At 43.8% G+C, this 20,727-nt stretch carries 20 protein-coding genes and 1 tRNA gene; 16 read left to right on the top strand and 5 right to left on the bottom strand.

All coding sequences use genetic code 11. The features are described 5' to 3' along the window. Positions 1-389 precede the first annotated feature (389 nt). The 5 genes from Q6344_02975 to Q6344_02955 all read right to left on the bottom strand — a co-directional run bounded on the left by Q6344_02975 (position 390) and on the right by Q6344_02955 (position 5,710). The gene (locus tag Q6344_02975) at positions 390-2,000 is read right to left on the bottom strand and encodes an Rne/Rng family ribonuclease (protein WLG14325.1); all 1,611 of its coding nucleotides are present in this window, start codon (positions 1,998-2,000) and stop codon (positions 390-392) included. A gap of 178 nt (positions 2,001-2,178) precedes the next feature. After that, on the bottom strand, positions 2,179-2,844 hold the full coding sequence (locus tag Q6344_02970) for a Maf family protein (protein ID WLG14324.1): 666 nt from the start codon (positions 2,842-2,844) through the stop codon (positions 2,179-2,181). Between the two features lie 131 nt (positions 2,845-2,975). Next, a complete protein-coding gene (gene mreD / locus Q6344_02965) occupies positions 2,976-3,461 on the bottom strand; it encodes a rod shape-determining protein MreD (protein WLG14323.1) in 486 nt (161 codons plus the stop codon). Positions 3,462-3,622: 161 nt separating this feature from the next. Next, positions 3,623-4,483 (bottom strand): rod shape-determining protein MreC, encoded by an 861-nt coding sequence (gene mreC, locus Q6344_02960; protein ID WLG14322.1) that lies wholly within the window; start codon positions 4,481-4,483, stop codon positions 3,623-3,625. A 189-nt stretch (positions 4,484-4,672) separates the two neighbouring features. Continuing rightward, a complete protein-coding gene (locus Q6344_02955; protein ID WLG15127.1) occupies positions 4,673-5,710 on the bottom strand; it encodes a rod shape-determining protein in 1,038 nt (345 codons plus the stop codon). A 633-nt stretch (positions 5,711-6,343) separates the two neighbouring features. Between Q6344_02955 and gatC the strand changes: the two genes are divergently transcribed. The 16 genes from gatC to Q6344_02875 all read left to right on the top strand — a co-directional run bounded on the left by gatC (position 6,344) and on the right by Q6344_02875 (position 20,507). Beyond that, on the top strand, positions 6,344-6,658 hold the full coding sequence (gene gatC / locus Q6344_02950) for an Asp-tRNA(Asn)/Glu-tRNA(Gln) amidotransferase subunit GatC (protein ID WLG14321.1): 315 nt from the start codon (positions 6,344-6,346) through the stop codon (positions 6,656-6,658). A gap of 68 nt (positions 6,659-6,726) precedes the next feature. After that, positions 6,727-8,223 carry an Asp-tRNA(Asn)/Glu-tRNA(Gln) amidotransferase subunit GatA gene (gene gatA / locus Q6344_02945; GenBank protein WLG14320.1) on the top strand — a complete coding sequence of 499 codons (1,497 nt, stop codon included), beginning with the start codon at positions 6,727-6,729 and terminating at the stop codon, positions 8,221-8,223. Continuing rightward, the gene (gatB, locus tag Q6344_02940) at positions 8,220-9,749 is read left to right on the top strand and encodes an Asp-tRNA(Asn)/Glu-tRNA(Gln) amidotransferase subunit GatB (GenBank protein WLG15126.1); all 1,530 of its coding nucleotides are present in this window, start codon (positions 8,220-8,222) and stop codon (positions 9,747-9,749) included. Before gatA ends, gatB begins: the two co-directional genes overlap by 4 nt. Positions 9,750-9,867: 118 nt before the next feature. Beyond that, positions 9,868-9,944 (top strand) — tRNA-Pro (locus Q6344_02935). Between the two features lie 164 nt (positions 9,945-10,108). Then, on the top strand, positions 10,109-11,350 hold the full coding sequence (locus Q6344_02930) for an integrase arm-type DNA-binding domain-containing protein (protein ID WLG14319.1): 1,242 nt from the start codon (positions 10,109-10,111) through the stop codon (positions 11,348-11,350). A gap of 122 nt (positions 11,351-11,472) precedes the next feature. Next, the gene (locus Q6344_02925) at positions 11,473-12,711 is read left to right on the top strand and encodes a hypothetical protein (protein WLG14318.1); all 1,239 of its coding nucleotides are present in this window, start codon (positions 11,473-11,475) and stop codon (positions 12,709-12,711) included. Positions 12,712-12,863: 152 nt separating this feature from the next. Beyond that, the gene (locus Q6344_02920; protein WLG14317.1) at positions 12,864-13,154 is read left to right on the top strand and encodes an AlpA family phage regulatory protein; all 291 of its coding nucleotides are present in this window, start codon (positions 12,864-12,866) and stop codon (positions 13,152-13,154) included. A 3-nt stretch (positions 13,155-13,157) separates the two neighbouring features. Continuing rightward, entirely contained in the window at positions 13,158-13,406 is a 249-nt protein-coding gene (locus Q6344_02915; protein ID WLG14316.1) for a helix-turn-helix domain-containing protein, read from the top strand. Next, the gene (locus tag Q6344_02910) at positions 13,403-13,690 is read left to right on the top strand and encodes a hypothetical protein (GenBank protein WLG14315.1); all 288 of its coding nucleotides are present in this window, start codon (positions 13,403-13,405) and stop codon (positions 13,688-13,690) included. The genes Q6344_02915 and Q6344_02910 overlap by 4 nt, the downstream gene beginning before the upstream one ends. Continuing rightward, complete coding sequence (locus Q6344_02905) at positions 13,683-13,964, top strand: hypothetical protein (GenBank protein ID WLG14314.1); 282 nt, start codon at positions 13,683-13,685, stop codon at positions 13,962-13,964. Before Q6344_02910 ends, Q6344_02905 begins: the two co-directional genes overlap by 8 nt. Then, positions 13,951-14,478 carry a hypothetical protein gene (locus tag Q6344_02900; GenBank protein WLG14313.1) on the top strand — a complete coding sequence of 176 codons (528 nt, stop codon included), beginning with the start codon at positions 13,951-13,953 and terminating at the stop codon, positions 14,476-14,478. Before Q6344_02905 ends, Q6344_02900 begins: the two co-directional genes overlap by 14 nt. After that, on the top strand, positions 14,471-15,052 hold the full coding sequence (locus tag Q6344_02895; GenBank protein ID WLG14312.1) for a hypothetical protein: 582 nt from the start codon (positions 14,471-14,473) through the stop codon (positions 15,050-15,052). Before Q6344_02900 ends, Q6344_02895 begins: the two co-directional genes overlap by 8 nt. 109 nt (positions 15,053-15,161) lie before the next feature. Continuing rightward, complete coding sequence (locus tag Q6344_02890) at positions 15,162-17,705, top strand: DUF927 domain-containing protein (GenBank protein ID WLG14311.1); 2,544 nt, start codon at positions 15,162-15,164, stop codon at positions 17,703-17,705. Between the two features lie 251 nt (positions 17,706-17,956). Then, positions 17,957-18,283: a type II toxin-antitoxin system RelE/ParE family toxin gene (locus Q6344_02885; protein WLG14310.1), complete on the top strand. Its 327-nt coding sequence runs from the start codon at positions 17,957-17,959 to the stop codon at positions 18,281-18,283. After that, entirely contained in the window at positions 18,276-18,581 is a 306-nt protein-coding gene (locus Q6344_02880; protein ID WLG14309.1) for a putative addiction module antidote protein, read from the top strand. Before Q6344_02885 ends, Q6344_02880 begins: the two co-directional genes overlap by 8 nt. Before the next feature lie 1,659 nt (positions 18,582-20,240). Next, on the top strand, positions 20,241-20,507 hold the full coding sequence (locus Q6344_02875) for a hypothetical protein (GenBank protein WLG14308.1): 267 nt from the start codon (positions 20,241-20,243) through the stop codon (positions 20,505-20,507). The last annotated feature ends 220 nt before the right edge of the window (positions 20,508-20,727 follow it).

Below are 20,727 nucleotides of genomic sequence, written 5' to 3'. Positions count from 1 at the left end.
ATCAAAAGCCGTTTGGTTAAATATTCACTTAAAGCGGCCTTCTGTTCTTAACCAGAATGAGTTCTTTATCCGAACTTGTAGCGTGCCAAAAGCAAAATAGTTTAAAGCCCCGCCGACCCTTCCATTATAGGATGTCAGCAAAGGCATAATGAAATAGTGCTAGAAACGATGCTCTAGCTGTCATAGCGCCCGCTGTTTGATTGGCGGCGCATATATAATTCAGTGGTGTATATTATACATAGTATTTCAATCATTGCAAGGGTAATATCTGTAGCGAATTAGGATATTACCCTTTATAAACAGTAATATGTAAACAACAGTATCTGTGCTTAACAATCACGCTTATATGAATCGATAACTATGCACTGTTAATCTAAAGCGATGAAACATCAATCCAAAACAATGTCATATTGCTCTTGAGTATAGAGATTTTCGACATCAAAGGTAATCACTCTACCAAGTAAATACTCTAAATCTGCCACCGTGTCTGACTCTGAAGTGAGAAGTAAATCAATGACTGCGGCATGAGCAACGACCGTAAATTTCTTGGGAGAGTTATAAGTACGAGCACAACGCATGATTTCACGGAATATCTCAAAGCACACTGTCTCAGCCGTTTTGACAAAGCCGCGTCCTTGACAGGTCGAGCACGGCTCACATAGCTGCTGCCCGAGCGACTCACGCGTACGTTTACGCGTCATCTCTACTAACCCAAGCTCACTGACCTGAGTAATCTTAGTTTTGGCATAGTCTTGTACTAGCTGTGATTGCAGGCTCTCTAACACATCATCTTTATGCTGCTGCTCAAGCATGTCAATAAAGTCTAGGATGATAATACCGCCTAGATTACGCAAACGCAGCTGACGGGCAATTGCATGAGTTGCCTCAAGATTGGTCTTATAAACCGTATCTTCTAACGAACGCCCGCCTACGAATGATCCCGTATTGACATCGATTGTGGTCATCGCTTCTGTTTGGTCGATAATGAGATAGCCACCTGATTTTAAATCTACGCGGCGTTTTAAAGCATCACGCAAATCATCTTCGACGCGATGGACATCAAACAAGGATGGCTCAGCGGTATAATGGACAATGCGGTCATAGACAAAAGGTACAAACTCTTGAGCAAAGGATCTGACTTGTTCATAAATTTGTGCATTATCAATGATGACTTTCTCGGTATCCGCGTGTACCAAATCACGGATAGAGCGCAGCGGTAATGATAGCTCTTGATAAATAAGCTCAGAACTTTGATGTTGTTTCATCTCTTGGCGACGCGCGCAGATGGTACGCCACAGCTGCAGTAAATAATAAATGTCTTCTTCAAGCTTATCGACAGGGACACGTTCAGCAGCGGTACGAGCGATGAGACCGCCTTTTAGATTGACCGTTTGCATCAAACTAGATAGCTCAGTCTTCAGACGAGTGCGTTCTTCTTCGCCATCAATGCGCTGAGAGATACCAATGTGTTCGCTTGAGGGCAGATACACCAAATAGCGAGATGGCAAGGATATATTGGTGGTCAAGCGAGCGCCTTTACTGCCCAACTGATCTTTGGTCACTTGCACTAAAATACGTTGGCTTTCATGCAAGCGATGTTGAATCAACGTTTTAGACACAGGGATGACTTCGGTATTTTGTATACTAATCACCGGTGGCGTGACAGCCAAGTTATCAGTACTATTTTCTACCACAACATCTTCTATATTGCTATCCGAATTTTTATCGCCATTGTCAGCCGCTTTACTTTTATTTTCTGCTACTGGACGCGGCTCACGCTGCATATCATTGACATGTAAAAATGCTGTCCGCGACTGCCCGATATCAACGAATGCTGCCTGCATACCAGGTAAAACGCGTACGACTGTACCCAGATAGATATTGCCGACCAGACCCAATTTATGATGACGTTCAATATAAATTTCGCCCAAGATGCCATTGTCTAAGACTGCGACACGGGATTCCATTGGACTAATATTAATCAGCAGCTCTTCGGACATAATGTTTTTCTCTTATCTCTCAGCTTTCTTGTTAGACGTTCATCGTCTATTATCTTTATAGTGTAACAAATGCAGCTGGCTCTCGCCCATTACTCTCGCGTGTTATTATGTGCAGCAGGTTGGAGTGACAACCAATCTCTGAGAGACCAATAATCTCCATCAGGTTCTGTCTCGTATTTTATTTGATACTAATATCTGTGACGTTTTTAATTAACGCCAGCGTTTGTGGAAGCGGTAAACCCACGACATTGGTATAGCTACCATTGATACGGCTGACCCAAATAGCACCCAAACCTTGTATACCATAACCACCCGCTTTATCAGCAGGCTCGCCACTTTCCCAATAGTTACTCATCATCTCTGCAGTGAGCGCTATAAAGGTCACTTCGGTACGCTCAGTGATTTGTTGCTGATTAATGATTTGAAATACTGGCTCATGAGTTGGGCTGTTAGCCGCTTTAGAAGATAATGATACATAAGTTGCTTGAACCGCTGTCCATACTTCATGGACATTATCAGACATCTGTTGCCACATGCTATAAGCGTGCTCACGATCAACTGGCTTGACCAGCACTGTTTGACCATCTGCCAGCACACCGATGGTATCAGACGTTAGAATGATAAGTGAGTCAGAAAAACAGCTTTTATCCGTTTTCAAGCGTGATACTAGTTGCTGTATGGCAGCCTCAGCTTTAGTGGCAACCATGCGCTCGATATAGTCTGTGGGTGACTCCTCATCATGCTTTGTTTCATCGACATCTACACTCAATGTGCTAAATTCTTGTTGTGCTCTTTCTAACAGCTCACGACGGCGCGGCGAACCAGAAGCTAAAATAATATCCATCGCTACTCTCTTTATATCTGAATTTATCTACCTACTACCGAAAACTGCTGCCTGTTAGTGCATTAATATTAGTTAGTCATGATTAATAAACACCAGCGCTACAATCTTATTGGTTATTAGCAGAATTTTTCTTATGACGCAAATTTACGCAAAGCCAGTAGTACCAATGGCCAGCTGATTATACTCATCAACAGTGATAAGGTAGATTGTGCGACAAAGACATTCTGGATAAACATCTGCAATATCCATAAACATAATTGAAAAACAAACAATCCTAAGCTTGCTAATAACCATGCACTGATGGTATTTAGTTGCCTAATATATATACTGGTTATTTTTATGAAGAAGGCGACTGCCACGGCGGCAAAGGCTTGCTGTCCCAAATGGGTATCCATGAGTAAGTCAGCAATGAGACCGATGGTAAATGCTGTAAAAATACCAACATAGCGTGGCTGAAATAATAACCAAAAAATCAGCACCATGATCATGACCATAGGGCGTAAGGTAGCCATACTAGGACTTAACGGATAGACATTAAGCGATGACGCAATAACAAAACTTAGAATGATGGTAGCAATCAGTAGTACCGTTGCATTCTCAGAATCAGGATACGACATGGGTACTTACCTTAACGAATGTATTGATGGCTGCTGTTAAAGCATGAGTGGGCATTGATGGGGTAAAAACCATGGCTAAAAATGTATCGACAAAAAGACCAGTTAATAAATAGATGCCAGCCATTATCTGATTGATGCTTACGTATTGAGCGCCTAACTTCTTAACGGTCATTAAGAGTCATATTATTTTTATTCACCAGCTTATCTTGCAGAACTAATACATATGCATTATCGATAAAGTTCGCCGCTGGGGTCACTTCTATACTTCTAAAGTTATCGGCTTGAGTATCTTTAACATGGGCGATACGCCCGACACGATATCCTGCTGGAATACGCCCACCCAATCCTGATGACACCAGCTCATCACCCACACGCACGTCTGAGGTTTTGAACACATAATCAAGGCTTAATGAGGTTGGTATACCTTGCCCTGTCACGATAGCGCGTTGACCTGTGCGCTTGACTGTAACTGCAACCGATTGCTGCTCATCAGTAATCAATAGCAGGCGACTGGTATTGGGATAGACATTAATAATCTGCCCTAAAATACCGTCTTCATCAATCACTGTCTGTCCAACTTGAACCCCGTCTTGAACGCCTTTATTGAGCACCACGATTTGTCTGAGTAAGTTGGTGTCTGTACCGATTACCTGTGCCAAATTAAGATCAAATTGTTCAGGCTTGGTCGTTGATAAAATACCTTGCAGGCGCGCATTTTGTGCCAAAATATAATCTTGCTGCTGCAACTTGGCTTGCGCATGGATAAGCTGAGACTTCAATTGCATGTTTTCGCGGCGCAGCGCTTCTTTAGACTGTAAGCTGCCACCTGCCCAATGCTTGGCATAACTCGGTAACAGTGATAGCTCATAAATAGGCTGCATCGCGGCATGACTGGTACTGCGTACTGGATTAAACCATTCTGAATTTTTGCTATCGAACCACATCAATATTAGAGCTGCTATTAATACAATGGCAGTCTTACGAAGTGCTAACGGCTGGCGCGCAAAAATACTTGGGTTCATAAGTCGTCTAACTCAGGAGTTATAAAATAAGCAGTAGCCAGTACTGGGTTCTAGTTGATTAATGCAATTAAAGGCAGCGCAACTGGCTACCTTTAATTTTATACTGTTTTGACCCACTATTTTTACGCAAGCTATCATCAAGCACTACGAAGATGATTTATCAATACCGCAGTGCTTCACTAAAGCAATCTAAACAAAAATCATGTTCAAGCTTTTGTTATTGATAAAGTCAAGCGCAATACCACCGCCGCGGCTAACACAAGTCAGCGGATCTTCGGCAACGGTCACAGGTAGACCTGTCTCTCTTGAAATTAATTTGTCCAAATCACGTAATAGCGCACCGCCGCCCGTCAAGACAATACCACGCTCTGCGATGTCTGATGACAGCTCAGGTGGCGTCTGTTCAAGTGCCGCTTTTACCGCGCTAACGATGCCGCTCAGCGGATCACTCAGGGCTTTTTGTACTTCTTCTGAATTAACAGTAAAGGTTTTTGGCACGCCTTCTGCCATGCTACGACCGCGAACTTCGACTTCTAGCTGACTGTCTTCATTCAAAGCAGAGCCAACTTCGTGCTTAATACGCTCAGCTGTCGTCTCACCAATCACGCAACCATGGGTACGGCGTACGTGGGTGATAATCGCGTCATCAAACATATCGCCACCGATACGAATCGACTCAGCATAAACGCAACCAGATAAAGCGATAACGGCAATCTCCGTCGTGCCGCCACCAATATCAACCACCATCGAACCGCTGGCCTCATGAACTGGCAAGCCAGCACCGATGGCAGCTGCCATTGGCTCTTCTAACAATAGTACTTTACTCGCACCTGCTGAAGATACCGCTTCACGAATCGCTTTACGCTCAACCAGAGTAGACTTACAAGGCACACAAACCACCACGTTAGGCTGCGCCATAAAACGCTTGGCTTTTACCTTCGTTATGAAATGCTTGAGCATTTTTTGCGTCACTTCAAAGTCAGCAATCACGCCGTCTTTTAATGGGCGAATCGCTGTAATGTTAGCAGGTGTACGACCAAGCATCTGCTTGGCATCAATACCAACAGCCGCAACGGTAGGGTTTTGGGTACGATTACTTCGTAACGCAACCACCGTAGGCTCGTCAAGTACGACGCCTTTATTAGGAATAAAAATGAGAGTGTTCGCAGTACCGAGGTCGATAGCGATATTATTTGATAAAAATCCAAACAGGTTCATGACTAATATTTCCAGCGTATTACAAATGAGGCGAATGAGGCGAATGAGATTGACTGAGGCGTTACTCGTCAGCGTTGAGCAGGTCGTCGTTAGACATTACTTATGGCGAAATTTGAACCTCGCAACAAGTCAAACCTAAGCAATAATGATGCAATGGAAAAACTGAGCTAAATTATACCGATTTGGCTCAAAAAAAACACAGATATTTGCATCAGTAAGTCAGGATTTTGGTCTTAAACGCTAAAAGTTGTTACAAAGTTTAAAATAGCAGTAAACACCATTCGACTTAATGAAACATCATTTAATTCAATAACTAACAAGGCTCTACAGGCAAATGATAATTTTGCTTAGCAGCACAGGTGCATACTGTAACGTATTTCAGAACGTAATGGGTAAGCAATTGAGAATCAATCGTGAATTATACGGTCAATTTTGCAAATCACGCCATCTTGGTTGATATTGTGCATCAATCAAGCGTCATGCTCTGTAAACTTAAGCCAGATGCTTTATAATAAAGCCACTATATATACATCTTAAGATAAACCCTTTGTTTTAGTTTGTGTTAATAATTATCTATATCTAATGCTTGTCTATTTTAGCCGCATTCTACTCTAACAAAAACTGTCGTTCACTGGAGAAACTATGTCACAGCAACCAGCAACGTCTGACAGCAACGTCAGCCGTGAAGAAATCCTAGAAGTTGCCAACCTTGCACGTTTGGGTGTCGATGAAAGCACAGCCGATAGCTATGCCGACGATATTAGTAAAGTATTAAAACTTATGAATACGCTATCTAACGTGGATACCACAGGCATCAAACCCTTAGCAAACATTCATGAAGCTTGCCAAGAATTGCGGGCTGATGTGGCCAAACACGATATCAACCGCGCGCGCAATCAGTCAGTCGCCCCAGCTGTTGAAGATGGCTTATATTTGGTTCCACAAGTGATTGAATAAGCAGCGTGCTGCTTTAATCGCTACCCTATTTTACTTTATGCTACTCACATTTTGACGGACGACACCTTATGTCAGAACTTCATTTATTAAGTACCCAGCAGCTTATTACGGGCTTGCAAGACAAACAATTTAGCAGCCTTGAGCTGACAGAACACTACATCAAGCGTATAGATGCGCTAGACAATAAGATTAACAGCTTTATCACTCATACTTCTGAGACAGCACGCGCGCAAGCAAAGGCAGCAGACGAAATGCGCGCACAGGGCGATCAGCGTCCATTACTTGGTGTACCGATGGCGCACAAAGACATCTTTTGTACTCAAGGTGTACTGACGACTTGTGGCTCTAAGATGCTGCATAACTTTGTCTCGCCTTATGACGCTACCATCGTCTCTAATATCGACAAAGCGGGCATGATTAGTTTAGGCAAGCTCAATATGGATGAGTTTGCGATGGGCTCGGACAACAGTAGCTCTTACTACGGCACTGTGCAGAACCCTTGGAACCTAGAGCGCGTCCCTGGTGGTTCATCAGGCGGTAGTGCTGCCGCCGTTGCCGCTGGCTTTGTCCCAGTCGCAACAGGCAGTGACACTGGCGGCTCTATCCGTCAGCCTGCCTCATTTTGTGGTTTAACCGGTATCAAGCCAACCTATGGTCGCGTCTCTCGCTTTGGTATGATTGCCTATGCCTCAAGCCTTGACCAAGCTGGTAGCATGGGTCGCAGCGCTAAAGATTGTGCCTATCTGCTACAGCCAATGATTGGTCACGATCCACGCGATGCGACTTCTATCAAATACGATATGCCTGACTACGTACAAGACATCAATGATGCTGAAGCCGCGGCTGGTGATAAACCATTTGCTGGCTTGCGTATCGGTGTTGCGAAAGAATACTTTAGTGCTGGATTAGACGCTGAGATAGAAACGACCGTACGTGCTGCTCTGAAAAAATATGAAGAGCTAGGTGCGACGATTGTGGAGGTGAATATCACTGACCCTGAGATTACTCTTGCCACTTACTACATGCTCGCCCCTGCCGAAGCCTCATCCAACCTGTCACGCTTCGATGGCGTACGCTTTGGCTATCGCTGTGAGAATCCAACCGATCTGCTCGATCTATACACGCGTTCACGCTCTGAAGGCTTTGGTCCTGAAGTACAGCGCCGTATTTTGACAGGTACTTATGCGCTATCGGCTGGCTACTTTGATGCTTACTATACCAAAGCACAAAAAATCCGCCGCTTAATCGTCAAAGACTTCGATGAAGCGTTTGCTAGCTGTGATGTGATTGCTAGCCCAACAGCACCAACCGCTGCTTATAAGCTTACTGACAACCTTGATCCTGCGACCATGTACTTGGGTGACGTTTATACCATCGCGGTCAACTTAGCGGGTCTACCTGCGCTTAGTCAGCCAGTTGGTCTAACCTCAGAAGGTTTGCCTGTTGGCTTACAATTAATCGGTCAACATTGGCAAGAGAGTCAACTGCTCACGACTGCTCATCTATTCCAGCAGCATACCGACCATCATCTACAACACTCTACCATCGCAAAGGAGACGGTATAATGAGTACAACTACTACTGATAACAATGCCGTCCGCGAGCATGCCGTGCGTAAAGAGCTTTTCGTCGATGGTTATGAAGTGGTCATCGGCATTGAGATTCACTGCCAGCTAAATACGGAAAGTAAGATATTTTCAAGTGCGCCGACTGACTTCGGTCATGAGCCAAACAGCCAAGCCAGTATCGTCGACTTGGGTTTACCTGGCGTATTGCCAGTGCTAAATGCTGGCGTGGTCGATCGCGCGTTAAAGTTTGGCATCGGTGTCAATGCGGAACTGGGTCTATTCAACACCTTTGACCGTAAAAACTACTTTTACCCTGACTTGCCGAAAGGCTATCAAATCACTCAGATGGCCAACCCTATCGTGGGCGAAGGCTACATCGATGTCGTGGTCAATGAAGGGGATAAGAATGAATACCCTAAACGCATGGGTATCACCCGCGCGCATTTGGAAGAAGATGCGGGTAAATCAGTGCATGACGCTGTCGATGGTATGACTGGTGTCGATCTCAACCGTGCTGGTACGCCACTGATTGAAATCGTCTCTGAGCCTGATATGCGCTCGGCTCACGAAGCGCTTGCCTACATCAAAGCGATTCATCAGCTGGTCACTTGGTTAGGTATCTCAGACGCTATCATGGCAGAAGGGTCGTTCCGCTGCGATTGCAACGTCTCTGTGCGCAGACCAGGTGATGAGCTTGGTACGCGTACTGAGCTCAAAAACTTAAACTCGTTCCGCTTCATTGAACGTGCCATCAATCGTGAAATCGAGCGTCAAATTGACATCCTAGAGGATGGTGGTAAAGTCGTTCAAGCGACGATGCTGTATGATCCAGAGCGTGATGAAACTCGTACCATGCGTACCAAAGAAGACGCCAACGATTATCGCTACTTCCCTGATCCAGACTTGCTACCTGTACGCATTGAGCAACATACGGTTGACGCGATTAAAGCCGCTATGCCTGAGCTACCTGTAGCCCGTCGTGCTCGTTTTGAGGAAGCACTTGGTCTGTCAGAATATGATGCTCGCATCTTGACTGGTAGTCGTCAAATTGCTGATTACTTCGAAGCAGTCGTTGCTGAAGTGGGTCAATCAGATGCCAAAATGGCGGGCAACTGGGTCATGGGTGACTTGCTCGGCGCACTGAATAAAGATGACACAGACATCGTCGATTCCCCTATCAGCGCCAAGCAATTGGCTGGCATGCTAAAACGTATCAAAGATGACACGCTATCTGGCAAATTGGCCAAAAAAGTCTTTAGTGCTCTATATGAGCGCGAAGGCGGCAACGATGATGATGCAGCAGATAAAATCATCAAAGAAAAAGGTCTAAAGCAAGAAACCGATACTGGCGCTATCAAAGCAATGGTAGAAGAAGTCATCGCAAAAAATGAAGCGATGGTTGAAGAATATCGTGGCGGTAAAGAAAAAGCCTTTAACGGTCTGGTCGGTCAAGTCATGAAAGCCAGCCGCGGTAGTGCCAACCCGCAGCAAGTGAACCAAATCTTAAGAGAGCTTTTGGGTTAAGTAAGGCAAGCTACTGGTTGGTTCAGCTGACTGTAATAGGCAAAATAATGTGATAGATTTTGGCTACTATAAATAGCCCTTGCAATATGCATAATTTTGCGTAAAATAGTCAGTCATTCGGGGCGTAGCGCAGTCTGGTAGCGCACTACACTGGGGGTGTAGTGGTCGCAGGTTCAAATCCTGCCGTTCCGACCAAACATAGATTTAGGGCAGACCGTCATAGACCGTCTGCCCTTTATTTTGGGCGTTTTTTGGATTTTCACCACTTTGTAGGTGTATGGCGTTCCATATAGAATGTTGGTATTATTGTTGGTATTGAGCAATACCAACATGGACAATACCAACAAAGGATAGACCCCATGCCCCTAACCCATACCAGTATCAACAAGCTATCACCTAGCCCCATCTCGATTGATACAAAGCGACCTGATAAACACAGTGACGGTAACGGGCTGCAATTATGGGTGCGTTATACGGGCGTTAAGTCATGGATCAGCGCCTATCGCTGGCAAGGTAAGCAGCAAACCCTCACTATTGGCACTTATCCAGTAATGAGCCTTCAAAACGCACGTCAGCGCAATATTGAGATCAAAAGATTAATAGCTGATGGTATCAACCCAAAAGACGATAAGAAAAAGACACAAGCAGACAATGACGGATCAAGGGCGTTCGATACCATAGCCCAGCGTTGGCACGATGACCGCAAAGCACATATTGCCCCTACTACCTATAGCCGTGACTATTCACAGTACCAGCGCGATATTAAACCCGTCATTGGTCACATGAATATAGAGGACATAACCGCGCCTGATGTTTTGGCTATCGGTAAAGCTATCGAAGCGAGGGGCGCTAGTGATATGGCAAGGCGTGCAATGCGTCAAACGGGGCAGATATTCAAACAAGCTATACGTGAGGGCTTAACCAACCTCAACCCAGCCACCGACCTAACCGAAGCACTAAAACCGCATAAGGTGAAGCACCACAGCCGTGTGACCAGCCAGCAACTACCTAAACTACTTCAAGACATTAATGCTTATGATGGTGATCTACTGGTGAAGCTAGGCTTATGGTTTTTATGCTATACGTTTGTGCGTACTCAAGAACTTAGGTTCATGGAGTGGTCAGAGATAGACTACAAAGCTAAGGTATGGCGCATACCAGCCGATAAAATGAAAATGGATAGACCACACCTAGTACCACTTGCACCGCAAACAATGGCACTACTGGAGCAGATCAAGGCGCTAGGTTTTTCAGATCAGTACGTTTTCTTTAACCCCTCAACCCGTAAGCCATACAGTACAAACGCTTTTATCACTGCCCTATGGCGAATGGGTTATAAAGGACGTATGACAGGGCACGGTTTCCGTGGACTTGCCAGCACTACCCTACACGAACAGGAATACATGCACGAAGCGATAGAGCTACAGCTGGCACATGAAAAAGAAAACAAGATCAGCAAGGCATACAATGGAGCGCAGCACCTACCATACAGAACCAAGATGATGAATGAGTGGGCAAACTTCATTGATAACGCTTACGCTGGCAAGCTGGACAACGTGATCCGTGCAGACTTCAAACAACAGACACAAAAGCATGGCTAACATCATGCTGTAACGACTATGCAAGGCTAGGACTAATTACCCGAAAGCCAGCCGTTCACACACCTTTAGGCTGGCACTGCCTTGCACCTACTTTGAATTAAGGGTGTGTAAAGGTGTGAGTTATGTTAGTGCAAGAATATCTATCTATACGGCAAGCCATTGACTTTGTTTTTGAATTAACGGGCGAAAAAATAGATGGTTCAACCCTTGAGGAATTAAGCAATATTGAAAAGCTTACCCCAGTATTTTTGTTCAGTGGTTACGTTAGCTATCCTGATATTAATTATAAAACAATTCGTTATGACAAAATGAAAGCCTATTTCACACATGATGATTTTTTTATGCACCAAACTAGGAATTATGAGAGTTACTCAACATTTGGTGATGCTGACGTGCCCGAATGGATAGAAATACATTCGCCTTTTACTATTCAGAAAATTATTAAACAGCAAAGTAAGGCATATAGTGTTTTTGATGAAGTTTTTTTGTTTAAAAATCCCCCTATTGGAGAAGTTGATAAGCTCGATGACCTTAAATATTCAAATATTGATTTTGATGAGGTGCGTTTTTCAAGAAATGAGTTAATCAATTTATTTAACGTCAAAAAATCATACGATAACGCACAAAATGAGTTTGAATTTTATATGAATGCTGCTAAAACAATAAGAGATAGTGTTACAGCGGACATGAATGCAAGAAATGACCTAATAGAGCCGACTGGCAGCCAAAGACTGCTTGTTAGTTATGTTCTATTCACTCCCCACCAAGTCACTTGCTTATTATCTAACGATAACCCAGCATATAGCCATAATGATGATAAATATAACGCTTACAAAGATATGGTAAGCAACGCAATAGAGGCAAAAGCATTAAATCCTATTAACGATAAAGAACAGATACCAGCTGAACAAGTAAAATTATGGCTTGCTCGTTACAACTTCATTATTAGGGGTTTTAATGACAATCTGCCAAACGATACCGACAAGATACCAGCGCCCACAGTAACGCAAACTGAACCCCCGAATAATGAGCAAATTATTAAAAGATTAACAGCAGCAAACGCCAAAATATCAGACCTTGAGAACCAATTAGCACAAGCTAATGCAGCACTGGCAGACAAGCCAGCTGATGACTATCAACAATTGAGTGAACGTACCGAAAAAAGCTATCAGACTACCATAGGCTTATTATTAGAATTGATGGTCACGCCTAAAGGAATTGACCATAAACAACCATTTTCAAGCCAAGCAGTCATTATTAGTGAAATTACAGATAAAGGAATATACGGACAAGGTAAAAGCACTTTAGAAACTCGCTTTAGTGATGCTAATTCTATTTTGAGTGATGCAAAAAAGAAATAATATAACCATGATGAGACACCACCCCAAAATAAACTCATACCCCATTTAGGGCGTGACTTCACCCCAGCTAGGGTGCTGCAAATAACCCTACCCCCTAAAGTAGAACCACTGGACGTTACATACCGTAGCGTCATTTAGTGGAGCTACACACAATGACACACCCAACCCAAAACACCCCAGTAATTCCTTTTACTGATAACACCCCTCACGACACCGAACCAACCACCGCAAACAGCCCAGCTATGCAACTGCCTACTACTGGCATGGGCAGAGCAAAGGACATTTTGCCGTTCTTACCTTTTAGCAAAACCACTTTGTTTGAATGGTCAAAAGATGGGCGTTTCCCAGCTGGCAGAAAGCTAAGCCCTACCATGACAGCGTGGAGCTATGCAGACGTTCACGAATGGCTTAACTCTCACACCTCAACCACTAGCGAGGTGTAACCCATGAACACACGGCAAACAAAGCAGAAGTACAAGCAAATCATTCTTAATCACCTGTTAGCAGGTAAGACTCTATCCACTTATGAAGCGTACGACCTCTACAACATAACGTGCTTTTTACAGCGTGTCAGTGAGCTAAGAGATCAAGGCGTAACCATTCAAGATGAATGGGTAAAGAACAACGGCAAACGCTTCAAACGCTACTGGATAGACCAGCCAACAGATAATAACGCTAACGAGGTGCAATCATGAGCCAATCAAACGACATATTAGAACCGTGCCTAGTGGCAGTCGATAGCCATACGCTTAGCGTAGTAGATGACTACATTCAAAGCTATTCAAGCGAATGTGAGAGCTTAGGTTATGCACTCAATGCACTAAACAAGGCATTAGCAGACGACCCCACCAGCAAAGGCGTTTTAACAGCCGTACAGTCCGCTTTATTTAGAATAAGCCAACACGCTGAGGAAATAAGCGAGGACATCATGGAGCAGCTTATATTAGCGCCTGAAATCAAGGTGAATGACTATGAGTGATGACACTTTTATAAATGAAGTCATGGACAGGCTAAAAGACAAGGGCGTGCTGATGATACCTGATGACTTTATCGACCAGTTAATCATTACTTTACACGCCAATGTGACTGCCATTAACAGCCTGATGGAGATAGTAGAAGTAGAAAATCAGATGCTAGCTTTACGCTGTGTAATACCAACAGGCAGCCGACAAGTGGAGTCACTAAAAGAGCTATCCAAACGCATAGCAGAAATCGCCTTTAACGTGGAGGACGTAAGAAATGACCAACGATAACAGAAATGACCTAAAAGCCGACCACGGGCAGCACAGCGACAACCAGCCCCACAAACGTAGCTTACTACTTAGGTTTACTATTTTTATGGCATGGGTGGCAGGTATTGGCTTGTTACTGTCACTAATCGCGTGCCAGCCAGTACAACCAAAACCGATTGCAACCAATACCAACAATGGTTACTATATAGACCTCTCGAAAAACGTTAGCGACTTGCCAAGTCGTACATTATTGGCTTTTTTTGTGCCTGATAATAGCGCAGCCTCTCAAGCTGTCTCTATACCATCAAGCATAGCCCCAAACACGCACTTAAGCGTAACAAGGGGGCATTCCCTCATATCTACAGCAAGTCACTTGCTGACCGACTATGACGGGTTGACGCTGCAAAATAAAATAGCCGTAAGGCGAATATGCAGGGCGGTTACTAACGTTACCGAGAGTAAGACCCGTCACCCTATACTTTTACCGTATAGCGTGGCATTAACTCAAAAAACGTTAGGAGGCTATCATGCCTAAATCAATCCGTACGACCTCAAACACTCAAACCACTACTAACAGCACACCAGCCATATTCAAGGCAGGTGATAGCGTGCTATGCCCGTCTGTAGGCAATGGCACTTATACCCTAGTCAAAAAGTCAAACGACTGCCTAACTATCAATATTGGCAATGTTGAGTGCTTATATCGCGCTGATGGCAGGGCATATCATGATGACTGCTATGTATTGCCCTCACTATTCCATGACACGCCAGCAAACCGCCAAGCAATAGCCACGCTATACAGTGGCAACCAATCAAGCCAGCGTACAGTTATAGACACTACTGCCGCCGATGATGACGAAGTGATTTTAATGTCGTCACATGATTTATCAGATATTGCTTGTGACATTAACGGGGCTGCTACTGCCTTGTATGATGTTGGTCAATTACTGGCACTCATTCACTATGACAAGATAGAAGCGCACACAGCCCCAGCACTGGCACGCCTAGCACATGATGCTACCGACACATGGGCAAGCCTACTATATGAAAAATTAGAGGGCATTAACGACACCCTAGCAATGACTGGCTATAGCAAGGTGGGCAAATAATGAAAACCTACCCACCAAAGCAAAGCCGTAAGCACGCCAAGCGCAAAAGCTACTACAAGAAGTATAGAGAGCAGCGCAAGCCGAACCAGTCGCAAGTAAGGGGGAATAGATGACCACCACACCACAAACAGCCACTCATGAAAAAGCCCGTGCATTTAGCACAGGCTTTACAGTGGTAATGAATAGTTTTGATGCAGTCACACGGCAAGGACTGGCAAACGATAAGCTATTACTTAAACTATTTGACCTACTACCGCCTAATAGCTTGCTCAACGTCACCGACAATCTTACTACAGATGACGCGGCATTAGTACCGACAGCTGGCACGATAGCTATAGCAATCACCGATAAACAAGGCGATATTGTAGGCGCGATATTCTACACACCAAACAGCAAAGCCAAGCCCATTGTTATTGATCCTACAGGTTATGGCGCTATCGTCATTGGTGACTTAAACAAAGCTAATGAGATAATTGCTTTTGATGATGCAGAATATGGCATTGATGCGTATCAGTGTATGGCAGACGACAAAACAACCTTTATTATTAGCCCTCAAAAGACAAAGCAATGCTTTAAAAAGATGGTGCAGCACTGGAGCAGCGGATCACTGCTAACCGTACCAATGACCATAGATAACAAAGGCATGATAAATCTATTGGCAGGTGTGAATGCTAGGGCATTGGTTACTATGGCTGATATTGTCACGATGCTACATGCTAACCATAGCTATGAGGCAATACTGGCAGCTGATGACACCCAGCTAATCAATTTAAAAGATACCGCTTACTATCCTGAATGGCGCGATGATCCACAGCTGAATGAACCTATGACCTACAGTGATGGGCGTTTTGAGCTATACCATGACGGGCTATTTTTTGTGAAATATAACGATGACGACCCAGCAAACATAACCTTTAAGTTTAAGGCGTTTGTTTGTTCACCGATTGAGGTTATCGCTAAGACTAGGGACACAAGCAGCGGAACATGGGGGCGGTTATTGCAATGGCGTGATGATGATAACGTGCCACATACATGGTCAATGCCGTTATCACTGCTACAAGGTGATGCAAGGGAATACCGCAAGGAGCTTGCTAGTCAAGGATTGAACATTACCACCAATAGCAAACAGCGCAGCTACTTAGACACCTATATTCAAAACTACCCTATTCACAAACGGGCGTTATGCGTAGATAGGTTGGGCTGGCATGATGAGCAATATATATTACCTGATGGCGCAATAGGCAGCGATGGTAGGCAGTTAATCGTCTATCAGTCTGCCCATGCAATCAACAGCACCATAGCCCAGCAAGGTACACTAGACCAATGGCGTGATGAACTATGTAAAAAGCTAGCAGAACAGAGCCGTTTTGTTTTCTCTATTGCTTGCGCGTTTGCTGGTCAATTACTTGAACTGTTAGATGATGATGGGGGCGGCTTTCACCTTTTAGGATCATCAAGCATGGGTAAGTCATTATCACTTAAAACAGCGTCTAGCGTATGGGGCAAGCCTGACAGCTATACTAAGACATGGCGCAGCACTGATAACGCCTTAGAGGGCACAGCAAGCGAGCATAACGACAGTTTCCTACCACTTGATGAAATCAGCGAATGTGATCCACGGATAGTAGGTAACAGCGTTTACATGCTGGCTAATGGCAAAGGCAAAGGACGTAGCACTACCACAGGACATAATCGCACTGCTAAGACATGGCGCATTATTTTCCTATCTAATGGTGAAGAGTCACTACAGAACTTTATGGCGCAAGCAGGACAAAAAACCAATGCAGGTATTGAGGTTCGAGTAGCGCATATTGATGCTGATGCTGGTCAAGGTTTAAAGACGTTTGATAGTTTGGTACTGGCAGACACAGGCGCAGCACAAGCCGATAAGATCAAGGAGTTATCACACACTTACTATGGTGCAGCTGGTATCGTATGGCTAGAACATATCACCAATGACAAAGCAGCGACCACAGCCACCGCTAGGCAGCTTGTAAGTGACTTTATGAGTCAATACAGCGACCTTGCACCACAAGCGCATAGAGTGGCTAAAAGGTTCGCTATTGTGGCTGCTGCTGGTGAGATGGCAACACTGGCAGGTATTACAGGCTGGCAAGCAGGACAAGCAACCACAGCCGTTATGACATGCTTAGATAATTGGCTTGATAACTATGGGCGTGATGGTGAGCATGAGCAGCGCCAAACCATAGAGCATATCAAGGCGTTTATTGAACAGCACGGATCAAGTCGCTTTCAGCCTTGCCACATTCACACATACCAAGATTTTGAACCCAAGATAACCAACCGTGCTGGCTATCATAACTACGACACAGGGGAATATTATTTCTCTACCAGTACGTTTGATGAAGTCTGTTCGCCCTTTAACAAAAGCAAAGTCTTACAAGTATTAGATGAGGCTGGACTATTAAACGTGACAGAAAGCGACCGCAAAACGTGTAAAGTTGCTTTACCGTTTAAAAAGAACCGTTCGCGCGTTTATGCAGTCAAAAGCGACATATTAAGTTATGAAACTACTAAAAGCACTGGGACAGCTGGGACAACTGGGACAACCCATACACAGCAAGGGCTAGAACCTGTCCCAAGCGTTAAAACACCACTGGGACAGCTGGGACAAAATAGCTCAATTTGTTAATCTGTCCCAAGTGTCCCAAAGGCTAAAAAAGGGCTGGGACAGCTGAAAGCCAGTAAGTACGGGCGTTGTCCCGTTGTCCCAAGTGTCCCAAGCAAAAAAGTAGATGCAGACAAAAATAATCAAAGGTAGGCGTTTACCGTCTGCCTTTTTTTGTGGATCAACAATAAACAACACAGCAAGCACAGTCATAGCTTGTTATATATTATCCAAAAGTTTACAATAAATTATAAGTTTACTAATAATCTACCCCTATGATTAATATTGACCAAACAGAACAGTTTGAACGTTGGTTGCATAAGCTTAAAGACCCGTTAGGCAAAGTTGGCATATTGGCACGTATCAAGCGAGCGCAAGGCGGTAACTTTGGTGACCATAAACCATTAGCCAATACAAACGGTATCTATGAGATGCGAATATTTAAAGGCAATGGTTACCGTGTCTATTATGCCCAGCAAGGCAATACCCTCTATCTATTGTTGATAGGTGGCAGTAAAGACAGCCAAACAAACGACATTTCTAAGGCTTGCACCTTATGGCAGCAAGTTAAGGATCAAGAAAAGGAACACCCCAATGACTAATATTAAAACTAGCCGTTTTGACGTAGCGGAATACCTGACAGATGAAACCCTTATCAATGCTTACTTGAACGAAATATTGACCGATGGCGCACCTAGCGAATTTATCGAAGCATTAAATGACGTAGCAAAAGCAAAGGGCATGAACGAGCTGGCAGCAAAGACAGGCATAAGACGCGAAAGCCTTTACAAGACATTGCGATCAGAGAAGCCACGTTTTGACACCATGTTAAAGATTATTGACGGCATGGGCTTACAAGTTACCCTAACCCCTAAAGCCGAACCTTTTTTAGAGGCTTAACTGCTTATTAGGTATTAAATTATGAGTTAATCAAAAGGTGTACCGTTTGGTACGCCCTTTTTTATGGGCTGCAAAAACCTAGGGGAAACCTAAGGTTAAGCGCTCAATACTCACGGGCAGCATGTTGTCATTTGTTGACATTCAAACCAGTTTGATGACTGGCAGCATGTTAAGTTATGTTAAGGTTTAAAAGCATAATTCTTTTTACCACGTTTTACCGATTGCATAACCCCCAATGGGGCAAGTGCTACCGCAAAGCATGACCATCATTAGCCTACAGCGTGGCAGCCTCACTAAAACAGCATAGAGCCGTCAAACAAAATAGATAAGTCCATTTTTGGACGCATTAAGCATGATTTAGGTTTACCAGTGTTTACGGATTGCCAAAACTCCAATGGAGAGCAACCGCTGGCTAGTCATGGGCTATAAGGCAGTTTTAACGGCAAATCAGCATGGGGCTGTAAACCTAAATTGATATGAGCAGTTTTGCGCGTATTAAACGTGATTTTGTTATACCACATGATACGAAATGACCCAATGGCAGCCCATGCAAGGCTTATAGCTGATATGCACCGCAATAGCCGTATTAAAAGATAGATAGGCTCAAAATTGAGCGTATTAACCGTGGTTTAAATTAACTATTTAGATACGGATTGCCAAAAAGCGAATGAGGCGCAAACGATTGCTAGGCATGGATTACAAGGCAGTTTTAGGGTTGAATTATAGGAGGGCTGTAACGGATTATAGATAAATCCTATTTTGGTTATCTCGCATATCAAAGGATAAGAATAACGGCAAGATTACGGTTGGTTTTCGGACACGTTAGAACCCAATAAAACCCAACGTTCCGCACCCCAAATGCGGAATTAAGAACCTAACAAAACCTAACATCGAAAAGTGAACAGCACCGCTTTGCCTGTTAACATTTGTTAACGTTGGCAGCCTATGCCGACTTAATAAAACTTAACATTGAGAACCTGAGAAAACCTGAACCCTGACATAGTAGAACCTGTCAAAACCTGTCATTGAAAACCAAATCACACACCGCGCAATGTTGGCTTGAACCTTGCCGTTGCCTAGTTTTTGGAGTCCATAAAAAGGGATAGTTTTTCGGACTGTTTTAAAAAGGACTTGGGTAGGTTTTTGGACATCGTGAGGGGACTTTCTTGAGTCCATAAAAGGGGTAGTTTTCGCACAGGTATCGAGGGGGGCTATCAATCGAGATTAAACAGGCAAAACACATAAGAGCGCCCCTATTCACACGCACAAGAAAAAAACCGTTTCAGAAAGAGGTTAAAGCAGGTTAAAGCTAATTTTGCGACAAGTGAACGCCTTTTTTATAATGTGTAAAAACCTATTGAGCAGATAACCGCCAATGGCGTGAATTAGCAGAGGCAAAGAAAACGCACGAAATACGCACGCATTTAAGTGCCATTATTGAGCGTGTGCAGACATTAGCAAAACAACCCCATGCAAACGAATTGCAAGTGCACACCGCCCTATCATGTTGTACGCGGATTAAATGTCATAAATATTTCTATCGTCCAGAATGCTTTAATTGAAATTTACTTTACCGCTTATCTGAAATTAGTATTACGCCTAATATTTTTTTTGCTAAATTTAAACACATAACCTTATGACTTACCGTTAGGAGGCGTTATGGATAAAGAGTTGAGAGGTAGTGAGTTAACTCGCGCAATGTTAAAACATGGCTATAAAAGAATATGGTGTGCAGTTTGCGATGACAGCGACGAGCAAGCAATGATGGATCATGAAGGTAACGACTTTACAGCTTATATCGTAGCGTTTGAGAATGGCTGTTTTCGTTGTGATGGTGGTATGCAATGGTTATATGCTGTGCCAATCAAGATAGAAGAAATAAGAGATATTAAAAACGATTGTTGGTATTATTGTTGGTATCGTTAAAATATAAAAATATACAACCTATATATTTCAAGGCATACAGCCTTTACTTTACTTCCTGCCGTTCCGACCAAACATAGTAGTTAAAGAGAAAAGCCAATCATTGTTTTCAATGGTTGGCTTTTTTTGTGCTAAATTTGGCTGGTGATTGTATGATGGGTGATATAGTAAAAAATAATGAAGATCTTGCAAGGCACGATGAGTAACTAAAGCCAGTCGTTCA

This window comes from Psychrobacter cibarius, from assembly GCA_030686115.1.
Lineage (GTDB): Bacteria > Pseudomonadota > Gammaproteobacteria > Pseudomonadales > Moraxellaceae > Psychrobacter > Psychrobacter cibarius_C.
This window is presented reverse-complemented; position numbering and strand designations above follow the sequence as displayed.

Bases quoted from the DNA above. Each gene is read 5' to 3' on its own strand.
- Q6344_02975 (WLG14325.1), bottom strand. From the start codon at position 2,000: ATGTCCGAAGAGCTGCTGATTAATATTAGTCCAATGGAATCCCGTGTC.
- Q6344_02970 (WLG14324.1), bottom strand. From the start codon at position 2,844: ATGGATATTATTTTAGCTTCTGGTTCGCCGCGCCGTCGTGAGCTGTTA.
- mreD (WLG14323.1), bottom strand. From the start codon at position 3,461: ATGTCGTATCCTGATTCTGAGAATGCAACGGTACTACTGATTGCTACC.
- mreC (WLG14322.1), bottom strand. From the start codon at position 4,483: ATGAACCCAAGTATTTTTGCGCGCCAGCCGTTAGCACTTCGTAAGACT.
- gatC (WLG14321.1), top strand. From the start codon at position 6,344: ATGTCACAGCAACCAGCAACGTCTGACAGCAACGTCAGCCGTGAAGAA.
- gatA (WLG14320.1), top strand. From the start codon at position 6,727: ATGTCAGAACTTCATTTATTAAGTACCCAGCAGCTTATTACGGGCTTG.
- Q6344_02930 (WLG14319.1), top strand. From the start codon at position 10,109: ATGCCCCTAACCCATACCAGTATCAACAAGCTATCACCTAGCCCCATC.
- Q6344_02925 (WLG14318.1), top strand. From the start codon at position 11,473: ATGTTAGTGCAAGAATATCTATCTATACGGCAAGCCATTGACTTTGTT.
- Q6344_02920 (WLG14317.1), top strand. From the start codon at position 12,864: ATGACACACCCAACCCAAAACACCCCAGTAATTCCTTTTACTGATAAC.
- Q6344_02915 (WLG14316.1), top strand. From the start codon at position 13,158: ATGAACACACGGCAAACAAAGCAGAAGTACAAGCAAATCATTCTTAAT.
- Q6344_02910 (WLG14315.1), top strand. From the start codon at position 13,403: ATGAGCCAATCAAACGACATATTAGAACCGTGCCTAGTGGCAGTCGAT.
- Q6344_02905 (WLG14314.1), top strand. From the start codon at position 13,683: ATGAGTGATGACACTTTTATAAATGAAGTCATGGACAGGCTAAAAGAC.
- Q6344_02900 (WLG14313.1), top strand. From the start codon at position 13,951: ATGACCAACGATAACAGAAATGACCTAAAAGCCGACCACGGGCAGCAC.
- Q6344_02895 (WLG14312.1), top strand. From the start codon at position 14,471: ATGCCTAAATCAATCCGTACGACCTCAAACACTCAAACCACTACTAAC.
- Q6344_02890 (WLG14311.1), top strand. From the start codon at position 15,162: ATGACCACCACACCACAAACAGCCACTCATGAAAAAGCCCGTGCATTT.
- Q6344_02885 (WLG14310.1), top strand. From the start codon at position 17,957: ATGATTAATATTGACCAAACAGAACAGTTTGAACGTTGGTTGCATAAG.
- Q6344_02880 (WLG14309.1), top strand. From the start codon at position 18,276: ATGACTAATATTAAAACTAGCCGTTTTGACGTAGCGGAATACCTGACA.
- Q6344_02875 (WLG14308.1), top strand. From the start codon at position 20,241: ATGGATAAAGAGTTGAGAGGTAGTGAGTTAACTCGCGCAATGTTAAAA.